The organism is Acidovorax bellezanensis, assembly GCF_025421555.1.
Classification (GTDB): domain Bacteria; phylum Pseudomonadota; class Gammaproteobacteria; order Burkholderiales; family Burkholderiaceae_C; genus Comamonas; species Comamonas bellezanensis.
In genome coordinates this window covers 805,830-821,206 of record NZ_JAODYH010000003.1, presented here as the reverse complement: position 1 = coordinate 821,206, position 15,377 = coordinate 805,830, and the positions used below count along the sequence as shown (strand labels likewise).

At 67.8% G+C, this 15,377-nt stretch carries 16 protein-coding genes; 9 read left to right on the top strand and 7 right to left on the bottom strand.

What is annotated here, in order from left to right:
* Window positions 1-124 precede the first annotated feature (124 nt).
* Together ybeY and N0K08_RS07355 are read right to left on the bottom strand one after the other, a co-directional pair.
* Window positions 125-583: an rRNA maturation RNase YbeY gene (gene ybeY / locus N0K08_RS07360; protein WP_261499465.1), complete on the bottom strand. Its 459-nt coding sequence runs from the start codon at window positions 581-583 to the stop codon at window positions 125-127.
* 57 nt (window positions 584-640) lie between these two features.
* Complete coding sequence (locus N0K08_RS07355; protein ID WP_261499464.1) at window positions 641-1,612, bottom strand: PhoH family protein; 972 nt, start codon at window positions 1,610-1,612, stop codon at window positions 641-643.
* Between the two features lie 47 nt (window positions 1,613-1,659).
* On the opposite strand from N0K08_RS07355, the gene ruvA reads away from it, so the two are divergent.
* Window positions 1,660-2,232: a Holliday junction branch migration protein RuvA gene (ruvA, locus tag N0K08_RS07350; protein ID WP_261499463.1), complete on the top strand. Its 573-nt coding sequence runs from the start codon at window positions 1,660-1,662 to the stop codon at window positions 2,230-2,232.
* A 131-nt stretch (window positions 2,233-2,363) separates the two neighbouring features.
* Window positions 2,364-3,410, top strand: coding sequence for a Holliday junction branch migration DNA helicase RuvB (gene ruvB, locus N0K08_RS07345; RefSeq protein ID WP_261499462.1), 1,047 nt, complete (start codon window positions 2,364-2,366; stop codon window positions 3,408-3,410).
* Here the strand turns inward: ruvB and N0K08_RS07340 are convergent.
* The 5 genes from N0K08_RS07340 to N0K08_RS07320 form a co-directional block, all read right to left on the bottom strand.
* On the bottom strand, window positions 3,365-4,258 hold the full coding sequence (locus tag N0K08_RS07340; RefSeq protein WP_315967990.1) for a lysoplasmalogenase: 894 nt from the start codon (window positions 4,256-4,258) through the stop codon (window positions 3,365-3,367). The two genes, ruvB and N0K08_RS07340, sit on opposite strands and share 46 nt — an antisense overlap.
* A 98-nt stretch (window positions 4,259-4,356) precedes the next feature.
* Window positions 4,357-5,133: an amino acid ABC transporter ATP-binding protein gene (locus N0K08_RS07335; protein WP_315967989.1), complete on the bottom strand. Its 777-nt coding sequence runs from the start codon at window positions 5,131-5,133 to the stop codon at window positions 4,357-4,359.
* Between the two features lie 27 nt (window positions 5,134-5,160).
* Entirely contained in the window at window positions 5,161-5,811 is a 651-nt protein-coding gene (locus N0K08_RS07330) for an amino acid ABC transporter permease (RefSeq protein WP_261499461.1), read from the bottom strand.
* An 11-nt stretch (window positions 5,812-5,822) separates the two neighbouring features.
* Complete coding sequence (locus N0K08_RS07325) at window positions 5,823-6,485, bottom strand: amino acid ABC transporter permease (RefSeq protein WP_261499460.1); 663 nt, start codon at window positions 6,483-6,485, stop codon at window positions 5,823-5,825.
* A gap of 187 nt (window positions 6,486-6,672) precedes the next feature.
* Entirely contained in the window at window positions 6,673-7,467 is a 795-nt protein-coding gene (locus N0K08_RS07320; RefSeq protein WP_261499459.1) for a transporter substrate-binding domain-containing protein, read from the bottom strand.
* A gap of 304 nt (window positions 7,468-7,771) precedes the next feature.
* Between N0K08_RS07320 and N0K08_RS07315 the strand changes: the two genes are divergently transcribed.
* The 7 genes from N0K08_RS07315 to N0K08_RS07285 all read left to right on the top strand — a co-directional run bounded on the left by N0K08_RS07315 (window position 7,772) and on the right by N0K08_RS07285 (window position 15,282).
* Window positions 7,772-8,650 (top strand): MurR/RpiR family transcriptional regulator, encoded by an 879-nt coding sequence (locus N0K08_RS07315; RefSeq protein ID WP_261499458.1) that lies wholly within the window; start codon window positions 7,772-7,774, stop codon window positions 8,648-8,650.
* A 20-nt stretch (window positions 8,651-8,670) separates the two neighbouring features.
* Window positions 8,671-9,921, top strand: coding sequence for a diaminopropionate ammonia-lyase (locus N0K08_RS07310; RefSeq protein WP_261499457.1), 1,251 nt, complete (start codon window positions 8,671-8,673; stop codon window positions 9,919-9,921).
* Window positions 9,918-11,153, top strand: coding sequence for a Zn-dependent hydrolase (locus N0K08_RS07305; RefSeq protein ID WP_261499456.1), 1,236 nt, complete (start codon window positions 9,918-9,920; stop codon window positions 11,151-11,153). The genes N0K08_RS07310 and N0K08_RS07305 overlap by 4 nt, the downstream gene beginning before the upstream one ends.
* 33 nt (window positions 11,154-11,186) lie before the next feature.
* Window positions 11,187-12,140, top strand: a complete 954-nt coding sequence (locus tag N0K08_RS07300) for an N-carbamoyl-D-amino-acid hydrolase (RefSeq protein WP_261499455.1) — start codon at window positions 11,187-11,189, stop codon at window positions 12,138-12,140.
* Window positions 12,141-12,296: 156 nt separating this feature from the next.
* Window positions 12,297-13,286 carry a Bug family tripartite tricarboxylate transporter substrate binding protein gene (locus N0K08_RS07295; protein WP_261499454.1) on the top strand — a complete coding sequence of 330 codons (990 nt, stop codon included), beginning with the start codon at window positions 12,297-12,299 and terminating at the stop codon, window positions 13,284-13,286.
* An 8-nt stretch (window positions 13,287-13,294) separates the two neighbouring features.
* Window positions 13,295-14,500, top strand: coding sequence for a M20 aminoacylase family protein (locus N0K08_RS07290; protein WP_261499452.1), 1,206 nt, complete (start codon window positions 13,295-13,297; stop codon window positions 14,498-14,500).
* 50 nt (window positions 14,501-14,550) lie between these two features.
* On the top strand, window positions 14,551-15,282 hold the full coding sequence (locus N0K08_RS07285) for a phosphoribosyltransferase (RefSeq protein ID WP_261499450.1): 732 nt from the start codon (window positions 14,551-14,553) through the stop codon (window positions 15,280-15,282).
* Window positions 15,283-15,377: the final 95 nt, after the last annotated feature.

The window sequence follows — 15,377 nt, the reverse complement described above, 5'->3', positions numbered from 1 at the left end:
GATGTGCTGGGCGAGTGGGAGGGCACCGCCGCCGCCGGGCCGCACCTGGGCGGCCCCCCCAAGGCGGTGGACGGCCCCCTCGGGGGGCAGCGGCTACGGCGTTAGCCGAGCAAGCGTGGGGGCCTTACTTCTCGTAGGGATCCGCGAACCCCAGCTCGCGCATGATGTCGCTCTCGTAGGCTTCCATTTCCTCGGCGTCGGCTTCGCTGGTTTCGTGGTCCCAGCCCTGGGCGTGCAGCGTGCCGTGGACCAGCAGATGGGCGTAGTGCTCCTCGAGCGTCTTGTTCTGCTCCTGGGCTTCGCGCTCGACCACGGGCGCGCACAGCACCAGGTCGGCCATCACGGTCGGCTCCTGCTGGTAGTCGAACGTCAGCACATTGGTCGCGTAGTCCTTCTTGCGGTACTCGTGGTTCAGGGCCTGGCCTTCCTCGGCGTCGACGATGCGCACGGTGATTTCCGCGTCCACCGCCAGGGCGTGGCGTATCCAGCGCGTGACTTTGCTGCGCGCCAGTACGGCGCGGTGGGCAGCGGCGGCGTCAAAGCGGCCGAATTGCAGGGAGAGTTGCAGTTGTTGCAGAGGCATGGGGGACTTCAAACGCTGGCGCGGTGCATCCAGCGGGGGTGAAAGGGGTGGCAGTGCTTATTCGTCGATGGAGCGCACGCGGCTGCGGCTGGCGGGCAGGCGGCCACGCGCGTCGTAGGCGTCGACGATGCGTGCGACCAGCGGGTGGCGCACCACGTCGGCGCTGGTGAAGTGGGTCACGGCAATGCCTTTGACGCGCTTCAACACGCGCTCGGCGTCGACCAGTCCGCTGAGGGCGCCCTTGGGCAGGTCGACCTGGCTCACGTCGCCCGTGACCACGGCCTTGGCGCCAAAGCCTATGCGGGTCAGGAACATCTTCATCTGTTCGGGCGTGGTGTTCTGCGCTTCGTCGAGAATCACAAAAGCGTTGTTCAGCGTGCGTCCGCGCATGAAGGCCAGCGGCGCGATTTCCAGCACATTGCGCTCGAAGGCCTTTTGCACCTTCTCGTAGCCCATCAGGTCGTACAGTGCGTCGTACAGCGGGCGCAGATAGGGATCGACTTTCTGCGTCAGGTCGCCGGGCAGAAAGCCCAGGCGTTCGCCGGCTTCGACGGCCGGGCGGGTCAGCACGATGCGCTGCACGGCGCTGCGTTCCAGCGCATCGACGGCGCAGGCCACGGCCAGGTAGGTCTTGCCCGTGCCGGCCGGGCCAATGCCCAGCGTGATGTCGTGGCTGGCGATATTCTCGAGGTACAGGTTCTGGGTGACGGTGCGCGCGCGCAGGTCGGCGCGGCGTGTCGACAGCTGGATCGCGCCGACCGGTGCTTCGAGCAGTTCGCTGTCGCCCGCGAGCATCAGCTGCAGGTGGGCTTCGGGAATGACGTCGTCGGCCATCTCGTACAGTGCCTGCAGCATTTCCAGCGCCTCCTGGGCGCGGGCTTTGGGGCCGTCGATCTTGAACTGCTCGTGGCGATGGGCAATCGAGACCTTGAGTGCGGTCTCGATGGTGCGCAAATGCGTGTCCGCGGGCCCGCACAAGTGGGTCAGGCGGGTGTTGTGATGGGGAGTGAAGGTGTGGCGCAGGATCACGCGGATAATTCCAGGCTATGGCTGCCAAGGGGTGGCAAAGGATTCCAATGATAGGCAAATTGACCGGCACGCTGCTGGAGAAAAACCCGCCCGCGGTATTGGTGGACTGCCACGGCGTGGGCTACGAGGTGCAGGTGCCCATGAGCACCTTCTACAACCTGCCCGCGACGGGCGCGCAAGTGGGCCTGCTCACGCACTTCATCGTGCGCGAGGATGCACAGCTGCTGTTCGGCTTTGGCACGCACAGCGAACGCCAGACTTTCCGTGAATTGATCAAGATCACGGGCGTGGGCCCGCGCACGGCACTGGCCATCATCAGCGGCATGGGCATCGAAGACCTGGCCCAGGCGGTGACGCTGCAGGAGGCCGGGCGGCTGATCAAGGTGCCGGGCATAGGCAAGAAGACCGCCGAGCGGCTGCTGCTGGAGCTCAAGGGCAAGATCGGCGCCGACATGGGCTCGAAGTCGCTGTTCACCAACGAGAACCAGAACGACATCCTGCAAGCGCTGCTGGCCCTGGGCTACAACGACAAGGAAGCGGCTGCCGCGCTCAAAGCCCTGCCGCCGGATGTGGGTGTCAGCGACGGCATCAAGCTGGCCCTCAAGGCGCTGGCCAAATAAGAGTGGCAAACACCACCCTTGATACGTCGTTGCGTTGCCTTGCCGTGCCATTCGCACCGTCTGCGGCAACGCGCCTAGCCTCAACCGCAAATCTGCGATTTGCTGGGTGGCCTTCGCCACTCTGAACCCCCATGACCATCCAAACCGACGACTTCGCGCCCGCGCCATCCAAGCGGGCCATTTCCGCCGCGCCCCTGTCGCACCACGAGGAAGCGATGGAGCGGGCCCTGCGGCCCAAGCTGATGCAGGAATACGTGGGCCAGGTCAAGGCGCGCGAGCAGCTGGAGATCTTCATTGGCGCGGCCCGAAAGCGCGGCGAAGCGCTGGACCATGTGCTGCTGTTCGGCCCTCCGGGCCTGGGCAAGACCACGCTGTCGCACATCATCGCCGCCGAGCTGGGCGTGAACCTGCGCCAGACCAGCGGCCCGGTGCTGGAAAAGCCCAAGGACCTGGCGGCGCTGCTCACCAGCCTCGAAGCCAACGACGTGCTGTTCATCGACGAGATCCACCGGCTCTCGCCCGTGGTCGAGGAAATCCTCTACCCCGCGCTCGAGGACTACCAGATCGACATCATGATCGGCGAAGGCCCGGCCGCGCGCTCGATCAAGCTCGATCTGCAGCCCTTCACCCTGGTCGGTGCGACCACGCGCGCCGGCATGCTCACCAACCCGCTGCGCGACCGCTTCGGCATCGTCGCGCGGCTGGAGTTCTACTCCGCCGAAGAGCTGGGCCGCATCGTGGTGCGCAGCGCCGGCCTGCTGGGCGTGCCGCTGGATGCCGAAGGCGGATTCGAGATCGCGCGCCGCTCACGCGGCACGCCGCGCATCGCCAACCGCCTGCTGCGCCGGGTGCGTGACTATGCCGACGTCAAGGGCGACGGCCGCATCACCGAGGACATCGCCAACCGCGCGCTGGCCATGCTGGACGTGGACCCGCAAGGCTTTGACGTGATGGACCGCAAATTGCTCGAAGCCGTGATCCACCGCTTTGACGGCGGCCCCGTGGGGCTGGACAACATCGCGGCCAGCATTGGCGAGGAGGCGGGCACGATCGAGGACGTGATCGAGCCCTATCTGATCCAGCAGGGCTATCTGCAGCGCACGCCGCGCGGGCGCATCGCCACCAAGGCTGCCTACCTGCACCTGGGCGTGGAAGCGCCGGCCTTGCCCGGGGCCTGAGGGCTCGGTGTCGCTCTGCACAGCAGGCCGGTGACGATCAGCGCCTGGGCCAGGTAATAGCTGGCCAGCACCCAGAGCTGGGCCCAGGGCAGGGGCTGGACGAAGCGGCTGGTGGCCAGCAGCGAGTCGCTGAGCATGAAGCTGCAGGCGCCCAGCGCCACCAGCAGGGCCGCGGGCCGGTCGGCGCGGCCGGCCTCATGCCAGCGGCCCCAGGCCTGGGCGGCCATCAGCGCAATCACCAGCACATAGACGGCCACCGGCAGGCGCAAAGCCACGGGCAGGCCGCCTTGCCACAGGAAGGTGTACATGGCGACGCCCAGCAGCAGTGTCAGGGCCAGCGCGCCGTGGTGGGCGAACCAGTGCTGGCCGCGCTTGAACAGGGCGATGTAGCACAGGTGGGCCAGCAAGAAGGCCAGCAGGCCGGGAATGAACAGCCCCTCGAACATCAGAAACACATCGCCGGCCAACGAAGCCGCGAGCGCGGCCAGCAGCAGGCCGCTGCCGCTGCGCGCGGGGCCGTCCCGGCGCATGGCCAGCGCCACGGCGACCAGGGCGCACAGCATGGCCAGGGGTTTGAAAATGAAATACCACGGGTTCAGGCCCAGCGCGCTGCCGGCCGTGGCCAGGGCGCCGGCCTGCAGCATGCAGGCCAGGGCCGGGCTGGTGCGTGAGCGCAGCGCGGCCACGCCCGCGAGCAGGCAGGCCAGCAACGTGGTCCAGGCGATGGCGAAGTGGGGCAGGGGCGGCTGCTGCACGTCGCCGGCGAGCACGCGCCAGGCAAACAGCATGGCGCAGAAAATGCCCAGGGCCGGTCCGGCCCAGGCCAGTGCATAGCGGGAAAGGTGCATGCAGGCCATTGTGTCGCGCGGTGGCGGCGCTGGCGATGCAGGGGAACCCTTGGGCGGATGGGCCGGCCGCCATTCAATTCAAGCGTGCGCCCAGCGCCTCAATGCCCCTTGCCCAGGAACTGCTGCAGCTCGGGCGTCTGCGGCGAACCGAACAGTGCTTCGGGCGTGCCGACTTCGTGCACCTTGCCCTGGTGCATGAACACCACGCGGTCGCTGACCTTGCGCGCGAAGTTCATTTCGTGCGTGACCATGACCAGCGTCATGCCCTGGTCGGCCAGGCTTTCCACCACCTGCAGCACTTCGCCCACCAGTTCGGGGTCCAGCGCCGAAGTGACTTCGTCGCACAGCAGGATTTCCGGGTCCATGGCCAGGGCGCGCGCGATCGCCACGCGCTGCTGCTGCCCGCCCGAGAGCTGGTCGGGCATGGCGTCGAATTTCTCGGCCAGGCCCACGCGCGCCAGCAGGCGCTCGGCGTTCTGGCGCGCGAGGTCCTTGGGCTGGCTGGTGACCAGCGTCGGCGCGAGCATCACGTTGCGCCCCACGGTGAGATGGGGAAACAGGTTGAAGCTCTGGAAGATCATGCCCACGTTCTTGCGCAGCTCGCGCATGGCGCCGGCGTTGTCGGCCTGCAGCGGCTGGCCGTGCACCGTGAGCGTGCCTTCCTGGAAGGCTTCTAGGCCGTTGATGCAGCGCAGCAGCGTGCTCTTGCCCGAGCCGCTCTTGCCGATGATGGACACCACTTCGCTGCGCGCGATCGTGAGGTCCACGCCCTTGAGCACTTCGTTGCTGCCGTAGCGTTTGCGCAGGCCGCGGATGTCCACCAGGGGCACCTGGGCGGCGAGGGAGGAGGAGGGGGCGGTGGCGGTAGAGGTCATGGCGGAAGTCCGGAAAAAAGCCAGCAATCAGGAAGCGGTGCGCAGGCGGCGCTCGAGGCGCTGGCTCCACAGCGACAGCGGAAAGCACAGCGCGAAATACATCAGCGCCACGCAGCCGTAGATCAGGAAAGGCTCGAAGGTGGCGTTGGCGATCAGCTGGCCGGCCTTGGTGACTTCGACAAAGCCGATCACGCTGGTCAGCGCCGTGCCCTTGATGATTTGCACCATGAAGCCTGCCGTGGGCGCGACGCCCAGGCGCATGGCCTGGGGCAGGATCACGTGGCGCAGCTGTTCGCCGAAGCTCAGCGCCAGGCTGGCCGAAGCTTCCCACTGGCCCTTGGGCACGGACTCGACGCAGCCGCGCCAGATGTCGCAGAGATAGGCGCTCGCATAAAGCGTCAGGCATAGGCTCGCGGCCAGCAGCGGCGAAGTGTCGACGCCCAGCATCGCCAGGCCGAAATAGATCAGGAACAGCTGCATCAGCAGCGGCGTGCCCTGGAAGATCTGCACATAGCAGGCGACGGCGCGCACCGCGCCGGGCAGCTTGCTCAGGCGCAGCACCAGCAGCGCGAGCGCCAGCAGGCTGCCGCAGACAAAGGCGATCAACGACAGGCCCACGGTCCAGCGCAGGGCCAGCAGCAGATGGCGGGCGATATCCCAGAAAGTGAATTCAACCATGGTGCTTCCTCTCAGCGGCGGCGGCCAAAAACGAAACGCGGGCCGAACCAGTTCAGCCACTGGCGCAGCAGCACGGCCAGGCCCAGATAGATCAGCGTGACCACGATGTAGGCCTCGAAGCTGCGGAAGGTGCGGCTGGAGATCAGGTTGGCCGCATAGGAAATCTCTTCGGTGGAAATCTGGCTGCACACGGCCGAGCCCAGCATCACCAGGATGATCTGGCCCGTGAGCGCGGGCCAGACGCGGCCCAGCGAAGGCGGCAGCACCACGCGCGTGAAGATCTGCCAGCGGTCCAGCGCCAGGCTTTGCGCGGCTTCGATCTGGCCGCGCGGCGTGGCCTGAATGCCGGCGCGCACCTGCTCGCAGGCATAGGCGCCGAGGTTGAGCGTCATCGCCAGGATGCTCGCGATCTCGGGCGACAGCCGCAGGCCCAGCGAGGGCAGGCCGAAGAACAGAAAGAACAGCTGGATGATGAACGGCGTGTTGCGGAACACTTCGACATAGGCGCTGACGACAAAGCGCGGCACCGGGCCGGCGTTCAGTCGCATCCAGGCGCAGGCCACGCCCAGCGCCACGCCCAGCGGCGTCGCAATGGCCGTGAGCAGTGCCGTGAGCGCCAGGCCCTTGAGGAACATCGGCCATTGGGCCAGTACCGTGGCGAAATCCATTGTCATGGGCGCATCCGTGGAAACAGGAAGAAAAGTCGGGCGACACGCGCGCGCTATGCAACTGGCGCGCCCCAGCAGGGAGGCAGCAAGCAAGGGCCGCACCTAGGCGGCCCCCCCGCAGCGAGGCTGCCGCCCCCCTCCTCCGAAGGATGAGAGGGGGGAGACGCGTCAGCGGCTCAGGGGGTGCTCAAGCTCAATCCGGCAGATTCCCCATCCCCCGACCCAGCCACTTCTGCGAATAGCCTTCGATGGTTCCATCGGTCTTGGCGGTGCGCAGGATGGCGTTGACTTGCGTCAGCAGCGCGGTCTCGCCCTTGCGCACGCCGATGTAGTTGGGCGAATCCTTGATCAGCAGCTTGTATTCGGCCTGGACCTTGGGGTTCTTCTGCAGCGCCGCGGCGGCGACGGCCGCGCCGATGGCGACGAACTGGGTCTGCTGCGACATGAACGCGGCCATGGTCGAGTTGTCGTCTTCGAAGCGCTGGATCTTCAGCGTCTTGGGCGCCAGGCCTTGCAGCGCGTCGTCCTGGATGGTGCCGCGCGTCACGGCCAGCGTCTTGCCGCCCAGGTCGTCAAACGACTTGATGGCCACGTCCTTGGGGCCGAACACGGCCTGGAAGAACGGCGCATACGAGACGGTGAAGTCGATCACCTTGGCGCGTTCCTCGTTCTTGCCCAGGGCCGAGACGATCAGGTCGATCTTCCTGGCCTGCAGATAGGGAATGCGGTTGGGCGTGCTCACGGGCACGAACTCGGCCTTGACGCCCAGCTTGTCGGCAATCAACTGGGCCACGGCCACGTCGACGCCCGTGGGCTTGAAGTCCGGGCCCATGTAGCCATAGGGCGGGTAGTCGGTGGGAATGCCCAGCGCAATGCTCTTCTTGGCCATCACGGCCTTGAGCGAATCGTCGGCGTGCGCTCCCGCAGCAAACGACAGAGCGGCAGCCGCGAGCAGACCCGAAACAGCGGTACAGACTTTGGACTTCATGGCGCAGGACCTTTTTCAAAAAAATGTGGATGCACCAAGGTCTGAGCAGGATGCGTGCCAGCTTGGAACAAGGGTGCCAGAACAGCGCCGGAAGACGCGCGCGCGGCGGCGGCGGCAAGGCCTTGTCCTCAGTGAACGCAAGACAAGGCGCGGGGAAACGACGGTTTCAGGCATTGCTTTTGCTTGGCATGGTTGTGCCATTTGAAACAGTGGTTTCTTTGGCGTTCGAATGCGGGAAAAAAATTTCAATACCGTGCACGACCGCCCCAGCTTGGGGCGCGATGCACACCAATGGAGCACAACCATGGAGCAGCAGTCAGCCATGCCGCTGGAAGCGCGCATACAGCAGGTCTATGCGGATCTGTCGGCGGCCGAGCGCAAGCTGGCCGATGTGGTGCTGGCGCGCCAGCAGGATTTGCGCGGCTATTCCGCCACCGAGCTGGCGACGCTGGCCGGCACGTCCAAGTCCAGCGCCGCGCGGTTCTTCCGGCGCCTGGGCTATGCGGGGTTTGATGAATTCCGGCTGCAGGTGCGCGCCCGGCCCACGGCCCATTCCCCGCTGGAGCGGCTGGTGCGCACGCCTGCGCGGGGCCAGGCCGATGCCGGCCTGCAGGCCCATGCGCGGCGCGATGCCCAGCGGCTGCTGGACTGGTCCGCGGACCTGCCCGACGAGGCCGTGCAGGCGGCGCTGGAGCAGCTGGCGCGCGCGCGCCGCATCGGCGTGCTCGGCTACCGCCACAGCCAGGTGACGGCGCTGTACGCCAGCCTGCTGTTCGACCAGGTCCGCCCCGGCGTGGAACTGCTGGCCACGGGCGGCGGGCGCGAAGCCGAAGCGCTGGCCGGCCTGGGTGCCAAGGACTTGCTGGTGGTCGTGGATTTTCGCCGTCGCAGCGCCCAGCTGGCGCGCGTGCTGGCGGCGGCGCGCACGGCCGGCATTCCGCTGGTGGTACTCAGCGATGCGGCGCCCGGCGAATGGCTGGCGGCCGCGGCCCAGGCCGAAGTGGTGCTGCGCTGCGCCCGCGACGGCGCACCGCCACCGCTGTTCGACGCCTATGTCTGTGCCATCAGCCTGGTGAATTTTCTGGCCACCGCGCTGGCTGCGCGCCAGCGCAATGCGCAGGCGCGGTTGGCGCGCATCGAGCAACTGCATGCCGCCCTGGGCGACCTGCAAGCCCTGTCCTGATTTTTTGTAGAGGTATCTCCATGTCATCTTCCCTGTCCGCCGTGCCCTCCCTGGCGCTGGAACTCGTTCTCAACCCGGCCAACCCCGGTCGCAGCCGCGACGAGGCCTATGGCGCGCGCCGCAGCGCAGTGCTGTCCGCCGCTGCGCTGGCCCAGGCCGAGCGCGAACTCACGGCCTGGGACGGCTATGCGACTACGCCGCTGCATTCCCTGTCCGCGCTGGCCCGGGCTCTGGGCGTGCAGTCCCTGCATTACAAGGACGAAGGCAGCCGCTTCGGCCTGGGCAGCTTCAAGGCCCTGGGCGGGGCCTACGCCGTCGCGCGGCTGCTGTGCCGCGAACTCGGCGCGCGCCTGGGGCGGACGCTGGACACCCAGGACCTGCGGCGCCCCGAAGTGCGCGCGCTGTGCCAGGGCATCACCGTCACCTGCGCCACCGACGGCAACCACGGCCGCTCGGTGGCCTGGGGCGCGCAGCTGTTCGGCTGCGCCTGCGTGATCTACGTCCACGCCACCGTGAGCCAGGGGCGTGCCGACGCCATCGCGGCTTACGGCGCGCAGGTGGTGCGCACGCCGGGCAATTACGACGATGCCGTGCGGCGCGCCGATGCCGATGCCAAGGCCCTGGGCCGGTTCGTGATTTCCGATACCTCCTACCCCGGCTACATGGACGTGCCGCGCGACGTGATGCAGGGCTACCAGCTGATGGTGCACGAGGCGGCGCAGCAGATGGGCGAACGGCCCACGCACATCTTCGTGCAAGCCGGCGTGGGCGGGCTGGCGGCGGCCGTCTGCGGCTATTTCTGGGAGCGTGACGGCGGCGCCCGCCCGCGGTTCGTGGTGGTCGAGCCCGAGCGCGCGGCCTGTCTGCTGGAGAGCGCGCGCGCCGGCGAGCTGCGCGCCGTCGAAGGCGAACTCGACACGCTGATGGCCGGCCTGGCCTGTGGCGAAGTCTCCCATCTGGCCTGGGAAATCCTGGAAAAAGGCGCGGATGCGTTCTGCGCGATCGCCGACGCGTCGGCCGTGGACTGCATGCGGCTGCTGGCCCATCCGCTGGGCGGCGACCGCGCCATCGTGGCGGGTGAGTCGGCCGTGGCCGGTGTGGCGGCCGCGATTGCCGCGCTGCAAAGCCCGCAGGCGCGCGCGCAACTGGGCCTGGGCGCGGACAGCCGCATCCTGTTTTTCGGCAGCGAAGCCGCGACCGACGCGGCGCTGTACGCACAGCTGGTGGGCGAAAGCGCCGCCGCCGTGGCTGCGCGCGCGGAGGCTGCATGAGCGCCGATCTGCGCATCGACGGCGCGCGCCTGCTCGCCAGCCTGGAAGAACTGGGTCGGCATGGCGCGCTGCCCGGTGGCGGCACCAACCGCCTGGCGCTGAGCGACGCCGACCGCGCGGCGCGCGACTGGACCGTGGCGCGCATGCGCGCGCTGGACATGGCCGTCGAGATCGACGCGATCGGCAATGTCTTCGCCACCCATGCGGGTGAAGAGGACCTGCCGCCGGTCGCCACCGGCAGCCACATCGACACCGTGCGCACCGGCGGCCTCTACGACGGCAACTACGGCGTGCTGGCCGGCCTGGAAGTCGTGGCCACGCTGCGCGCCGCGGGCCGGCGCACGCGCCGGCCCATTCAGGTGGCGTTCTTCACCAACGAGGAAGGCGCGCGCTTTCAGCCCGACATGCTGGGCAGCCTGGTGCATGTCGGCGGCATGCCGCTGGAAGAAGCCCTGGCCGTTCGTGCCGTCGACAACGGCGCGCTGCTGGGCGAGGAACTGCTGCGCATAGGCTATGCCGGCAGCGCGCCCGTGGGCCGCCCCTGCGTCGACAGCTTTGTCGAGCTGCACATCGAGCAAGGCCCGGTGCTGGACCGCGAAGGCCTGGCCATCGGCGTGGTCGAAGGCGTGCAAGGCATTTGCTGGACCGAGCTGACTTTCACCGGCCGCAGCAACCATGCGGGCACGACGCCCATGGCCTTGCGCCAGGACGCGGGCATGGCCGCGGCGCGCGTCGCGGCCTTTGCCCACGAGCTGAGCCAGCGTTACGGCGGGCGCCAGCTTGCCACTGTGGGCGCGCTCACGCTGCAGCCCAATCTGGTCAATGTCATCGCCCAGAGCGCGCTGATGACGGTCGATCTGCGCAATACCGACGGCGCCGTGCTGCAGCAGGCCCAGGCCGAGCTGCTGGCTTGCGCGCGTCGCATCGCCGCCGAGCACGGCGTGCTGCTGAGCCACCGCTCGCTGGCCGATTTCGCCCCCGTGGCCTTCGATGCCGCGCTGGTCGACAGCGTGGAGCGCGCCGCCCACTCCCAGGGCCTGGCGACGCTGCGCATGCCCAGCGGTGCGGGCCATGACGCGCAGATGTTCGCGCGCGTCTGCCCCACGGCCATGGTGTTCGTGCCCAGCCGCGACGGCCTGAGCCACAACGTGCGCGAATTCACCGCGCCCGAGCAACTGGTGCAGGGCGCGAATGTGCTGCTGCAGGTCCTTCTAGAGCGAGCCGACCGCTGATCCCCTTACCGTTTTTATTCAAGGAATTCCAGCATGTCCCGAATCGTCAATGTCGCCCTGGGCCAGTTGGGCCCCATCCAGAGCGCCGACTCCCGAGCTGCCGTGGTCGCGCGCCTGTGCGCCATGATGCGCGAGGCGCACAGCCTGGGCGCGCACGTGATCGTCTATCCCGAACTCGCGCTGACCACGTTCTTCCCGCGCTGGTACATCGAGGATGAAGCCGTCATCGACAGCTATTTCGAGCCGTCCATGCCCAGCCGTGAAACGCTGCCCTTGTTCGAGCTGTCGCGCGAACTCGGCGTGGGCTTTTACCTCGGTTATGCCGAACTGGCCGAGGAGGGCGGCAAGCGCATGCGCTACAACAGCGCCGTGCTCGTCGACCGCCGTGGCGCCATAGTCGGCAAGTACCGCAAGATCCACGTGCCCGGCCATTTCGAGCACGAGCCCTGGCGCAAATTCCAGCACCTGGAAAAGCGCTACTTCACGCCCGGCCAATCGTTCGACGTGCACCAGGCATTCGGCGGCACCATAGGCATGGCGCTGTGCAACGACAGGCGCTGGGCCGAGAGCTACCGCGTGATGGCGCTGCAGGGCGCCGAGATGGTCTTCATCGGCTACAACACGCCCGTGCACAACGCGCCCGCGCCCCAGCATGACGACTTGTCGCTGTTCCACAACCAGCTCGCCGTGCAGGCCGGGGCCTATCAGAACGGCTGCTGGGTGGCGAGCGTGGCCAAGGGGGGACTGGAAGAGGGCGTGGAAAGCATTGCCGGCAGCCTGCTGGTCGCGCCGTCGGGCGAGGTGGTCGCGCGCTGCGTGACCAAGGACGATGAAGTGGTGCTCGGGCGCTGTGACCTGGATTTCTGCGCCGTCTACAAGCGCACGACCTTCAACTTCGACCTGCACCGCCACCCCGAGTGCTATGGCCTGATCACGGCGCGCAAGGGCGAGACCCTGGCCGCCGACGGTTCGCTGCTGGAGCGCTGAGCGATCAGGGTTTTGCAGGATTGCGCTTTGATTGAAGGTAAGCGAAGGATTTGAGCACTGTGGCACAATTTTTACACTTTTTCCTGTGCCAGCCCACCGTCAGCGGGGCGACGCCGATGGTCGGCGCGGCTGCTGCGGCTTTTTGCTCCTTCTACTATGTTCCGACGTTCGCTTCTGTGCGCCGCCAGCCTGACGGCCGCGGGTGCTTTTCTCATGACCGCGGCCCAGGCAGCTCCGGCAGCCTGGCCGGCCCTCAAGCCCATCACGCTGGTGGTGCCCGTCAGTGCCGGTGGCAACGTCGACTCGACCGCACGCCTGATCGGTCAGAAGCTGGGCGAGCGCCTGCACCAGTCGGTGGTGGTGGACAACGTGCCTGGCGCCGGCGGCGTGCTGGGCGTGAGCAAGGCGGTATCGGCCAAGGCCGACGGCTACACCGTGTTGATGGGCTTTGACGGCCCGGTCAGCGTGGCCCAACTGGTCAACGCGGCCGTGAAGTACGACGCCGAGCGCGATCTGATGCCCGTGGGCCTGGTGACCACCGCGCCCGTGGTGCTGATGGCGCGCCCCGGCTTTCCGGCCAAGACCATGACCGAAATGATTGCGCTGGCCCGCAGCCAGCCCGGTCAGCTGACCTACGCCACCTCGGGCGTGGGCACGGTGCTGCACCTGGCCATGGAAATGGTGCAGGAGCGTGCCAAGGTCAAGATGGTGCATGTGCCCTACCGTGGTGGCGCGCAGATCACCAGCGACGTGATGGGCGGTCAGGTCGACATGGGCTATCTGGTGACGACCAGCGCCACGCCGCTGATCCAGCAGAAGAAACTGGCGGCGCTGGGCGTGACTTCGGCCGGCCGCATCGATGCCATCGCCGACGTGCCGGCCTTCAGCGAAACGCCGGCGCTCAAGGGCTTCGACATCAACACCTGGACCGGCCTGTTCCTGCCCGCGGGCACGCCCGAGGCGATTGCCGCCCGGCTGGCCAAGGAGCTGGATGTGGTGCTGCGCATGCCCGAAGTGCAGCAGCGCCTGATCGCCGGCGGCGCGACGCCCGGCAAGGGCACGCCCGCGAGCTTCAACGCTTTCCTGCAAAAGGAAAAGGCGGCCTATGCCCAGGTCGTCAAGAGCGCCAACATCCAGCAGGAATAAGCACCGCGATGACATCGATCTCCTCCACTGACGCCATGGCGCCGGTCCTGCCCGAAGTCCAGGCCATCTGCGACGAGATGCTGGCGCTGCGCCACCATCTCCATGCCCATCCCGAGCTGGCCTACCAGGAGGTCATGACCGGTGATCTGGTCGCCGAAAAGCTGGCCGAATGGGGCTATGAAGTGCACCGCGGCCTGGGCATCACCGGCGTGGTGGGCACGCTGCGCCGCGGCAACCACGCCGGCGGCAAGCGCCTGGGCCTGCGCGCCGACATGGACGCTCTGCCCATCCATGAGACCACGGGCCTGCCCTACGCCAGCCGCCACGCGGGCAAGATGCACGCCTGCGGCCATGACGGCCACACCGCGACCCTGCTGGCCGCGGCCAAGGTGCTGGCCCAGCGCGGCCAGTTCGACGGCACGCTGCACCTGGTCTTCCAGCCCGCCGAGGAAGGCCACGGCGGCGCCAAGAAGATGGTCGAGGACGGGCTGTTCAAGCTGTTCCCCTGCGACGCGCTCTATGCCTTCCACAACGAGCCGGGCTACCCGGCGGGGCATTTCGGCTTCCGTTCGGGCGTGATGTATTCCAGCTCCGACACGGCCGTCATCACCGTGCGCGGCGTGGGCGGCCACGGCGCCATGCCGCATGCCGCGGTCGACCCCATCGTCGTCGCCTCGCACCTGGTGCTGGCGCTGCAGACCATTCGCTCGCGCGAAATCGACCCCAACGACATGGCCGTGGTCACGGTGGGCGCGATCCACGCCGGCGATGCGCCGAATGTGATTCCCGAAACCTGCGAGCTGCGCGTCACGGTGCGCGCGCGCAGCCCCGAAGTGCGGCAGATGCTGCGCGAGCGCATCACCGCCATGGCCCATGCCCAGGCGGCCGTGCACCGCGCGACGGCCGAAGTGAACTACCTCTGGCGCTACCCGCCGGTGATGAACGATGTGGCGGCGACTGACTTCGCCGTGGCCGTGGCGCGCGAGCATGTGGGCCAGGCCTGGATGATTCCCGACCTGCAGCCGCTGCAGGCCAGCGACGACTTCGCGCTGATGCTCGAAGAGGTGCCCGGCAATTACTTCATCGTCGGCAATGGCATGGGCGAAGGTGGCTGCATGGTGCACAACGCTGGCTATGATTTCAACGATGCCCTGCTGCCGGTCACGGCCAGCTACTGGGTGCATCTGGCCGAAGCCTATCTGCGCCGCGGCTGAGCGCACGCGCCGGGCGTCGCTCCGGCTTTTTGTTGGATGAACAGGTTTTTATGAGCACCCACGCACTGGATGCGGCCGTCGCGCTGCCCGGCTTCGAGGCCACCACCGATTACTGGCAGCGCATCGTCGGCGCGGATGAATTGACGCAGCCGACCACGCCGCCCTATCGCCACAGCTATCCCGCAAGGCTGCGCGACGGCCGCTATCTGGTGCTGCCGCTGCGCGGCATGCCCAGCCAGCCCGAGCGCTGCGTGGCCTCGCTGATCGCCAACCAGGCATCGATGGCGGTGGTGCAGGCCCTGGCCGACGCCATGGTCGAGGAGGCGCGCGGCTTCGAGATCGACGCCGTGGTCGGCCTGCCCACGCTGGGCCTGGCTTTCGCGCCGGCCGTGGCCCAGGGCCTGGGCCACGCGCGCTATGTGCCGCTGGGCTACTCGCGCAAATACTGGTACCAGGACGAACTGTCCGAGCCCGTGAGCTCGATCACCACGCCAGGCAAGGGCAAGCTGCTGTACGTCGATCCGAACCAGCTGCCCTTGCTGGCCGGCAAGCGCGTGCTGGTGGTCGACGACGCCGTGAGCTCGGGCACGACCATGGTCTCGGGTCTGCGCTTGCTCAAGCGCTGCGGCGCCCAGGTGGCGGCCATTGCCGTGGCCATGCGCCAGGGATCGCAGTGGCGCGACAAGCTGCGCAATGCGGCCGGCGAGGCGATTCCCGTGGTCGGCGCCTTCGATTCGCCACGCATGGTGCGCGCGCCGGGCGGCTGGACGCCGGAAGCCTGAGCCGCGCTGCCCGGCTGCAAAGCGCTGTAGCATCGCCAGATCGGGCCCGCGTTCAGCGGGCTCGCTGCAGTTTCAGCACAGCATAAAACCGGGGA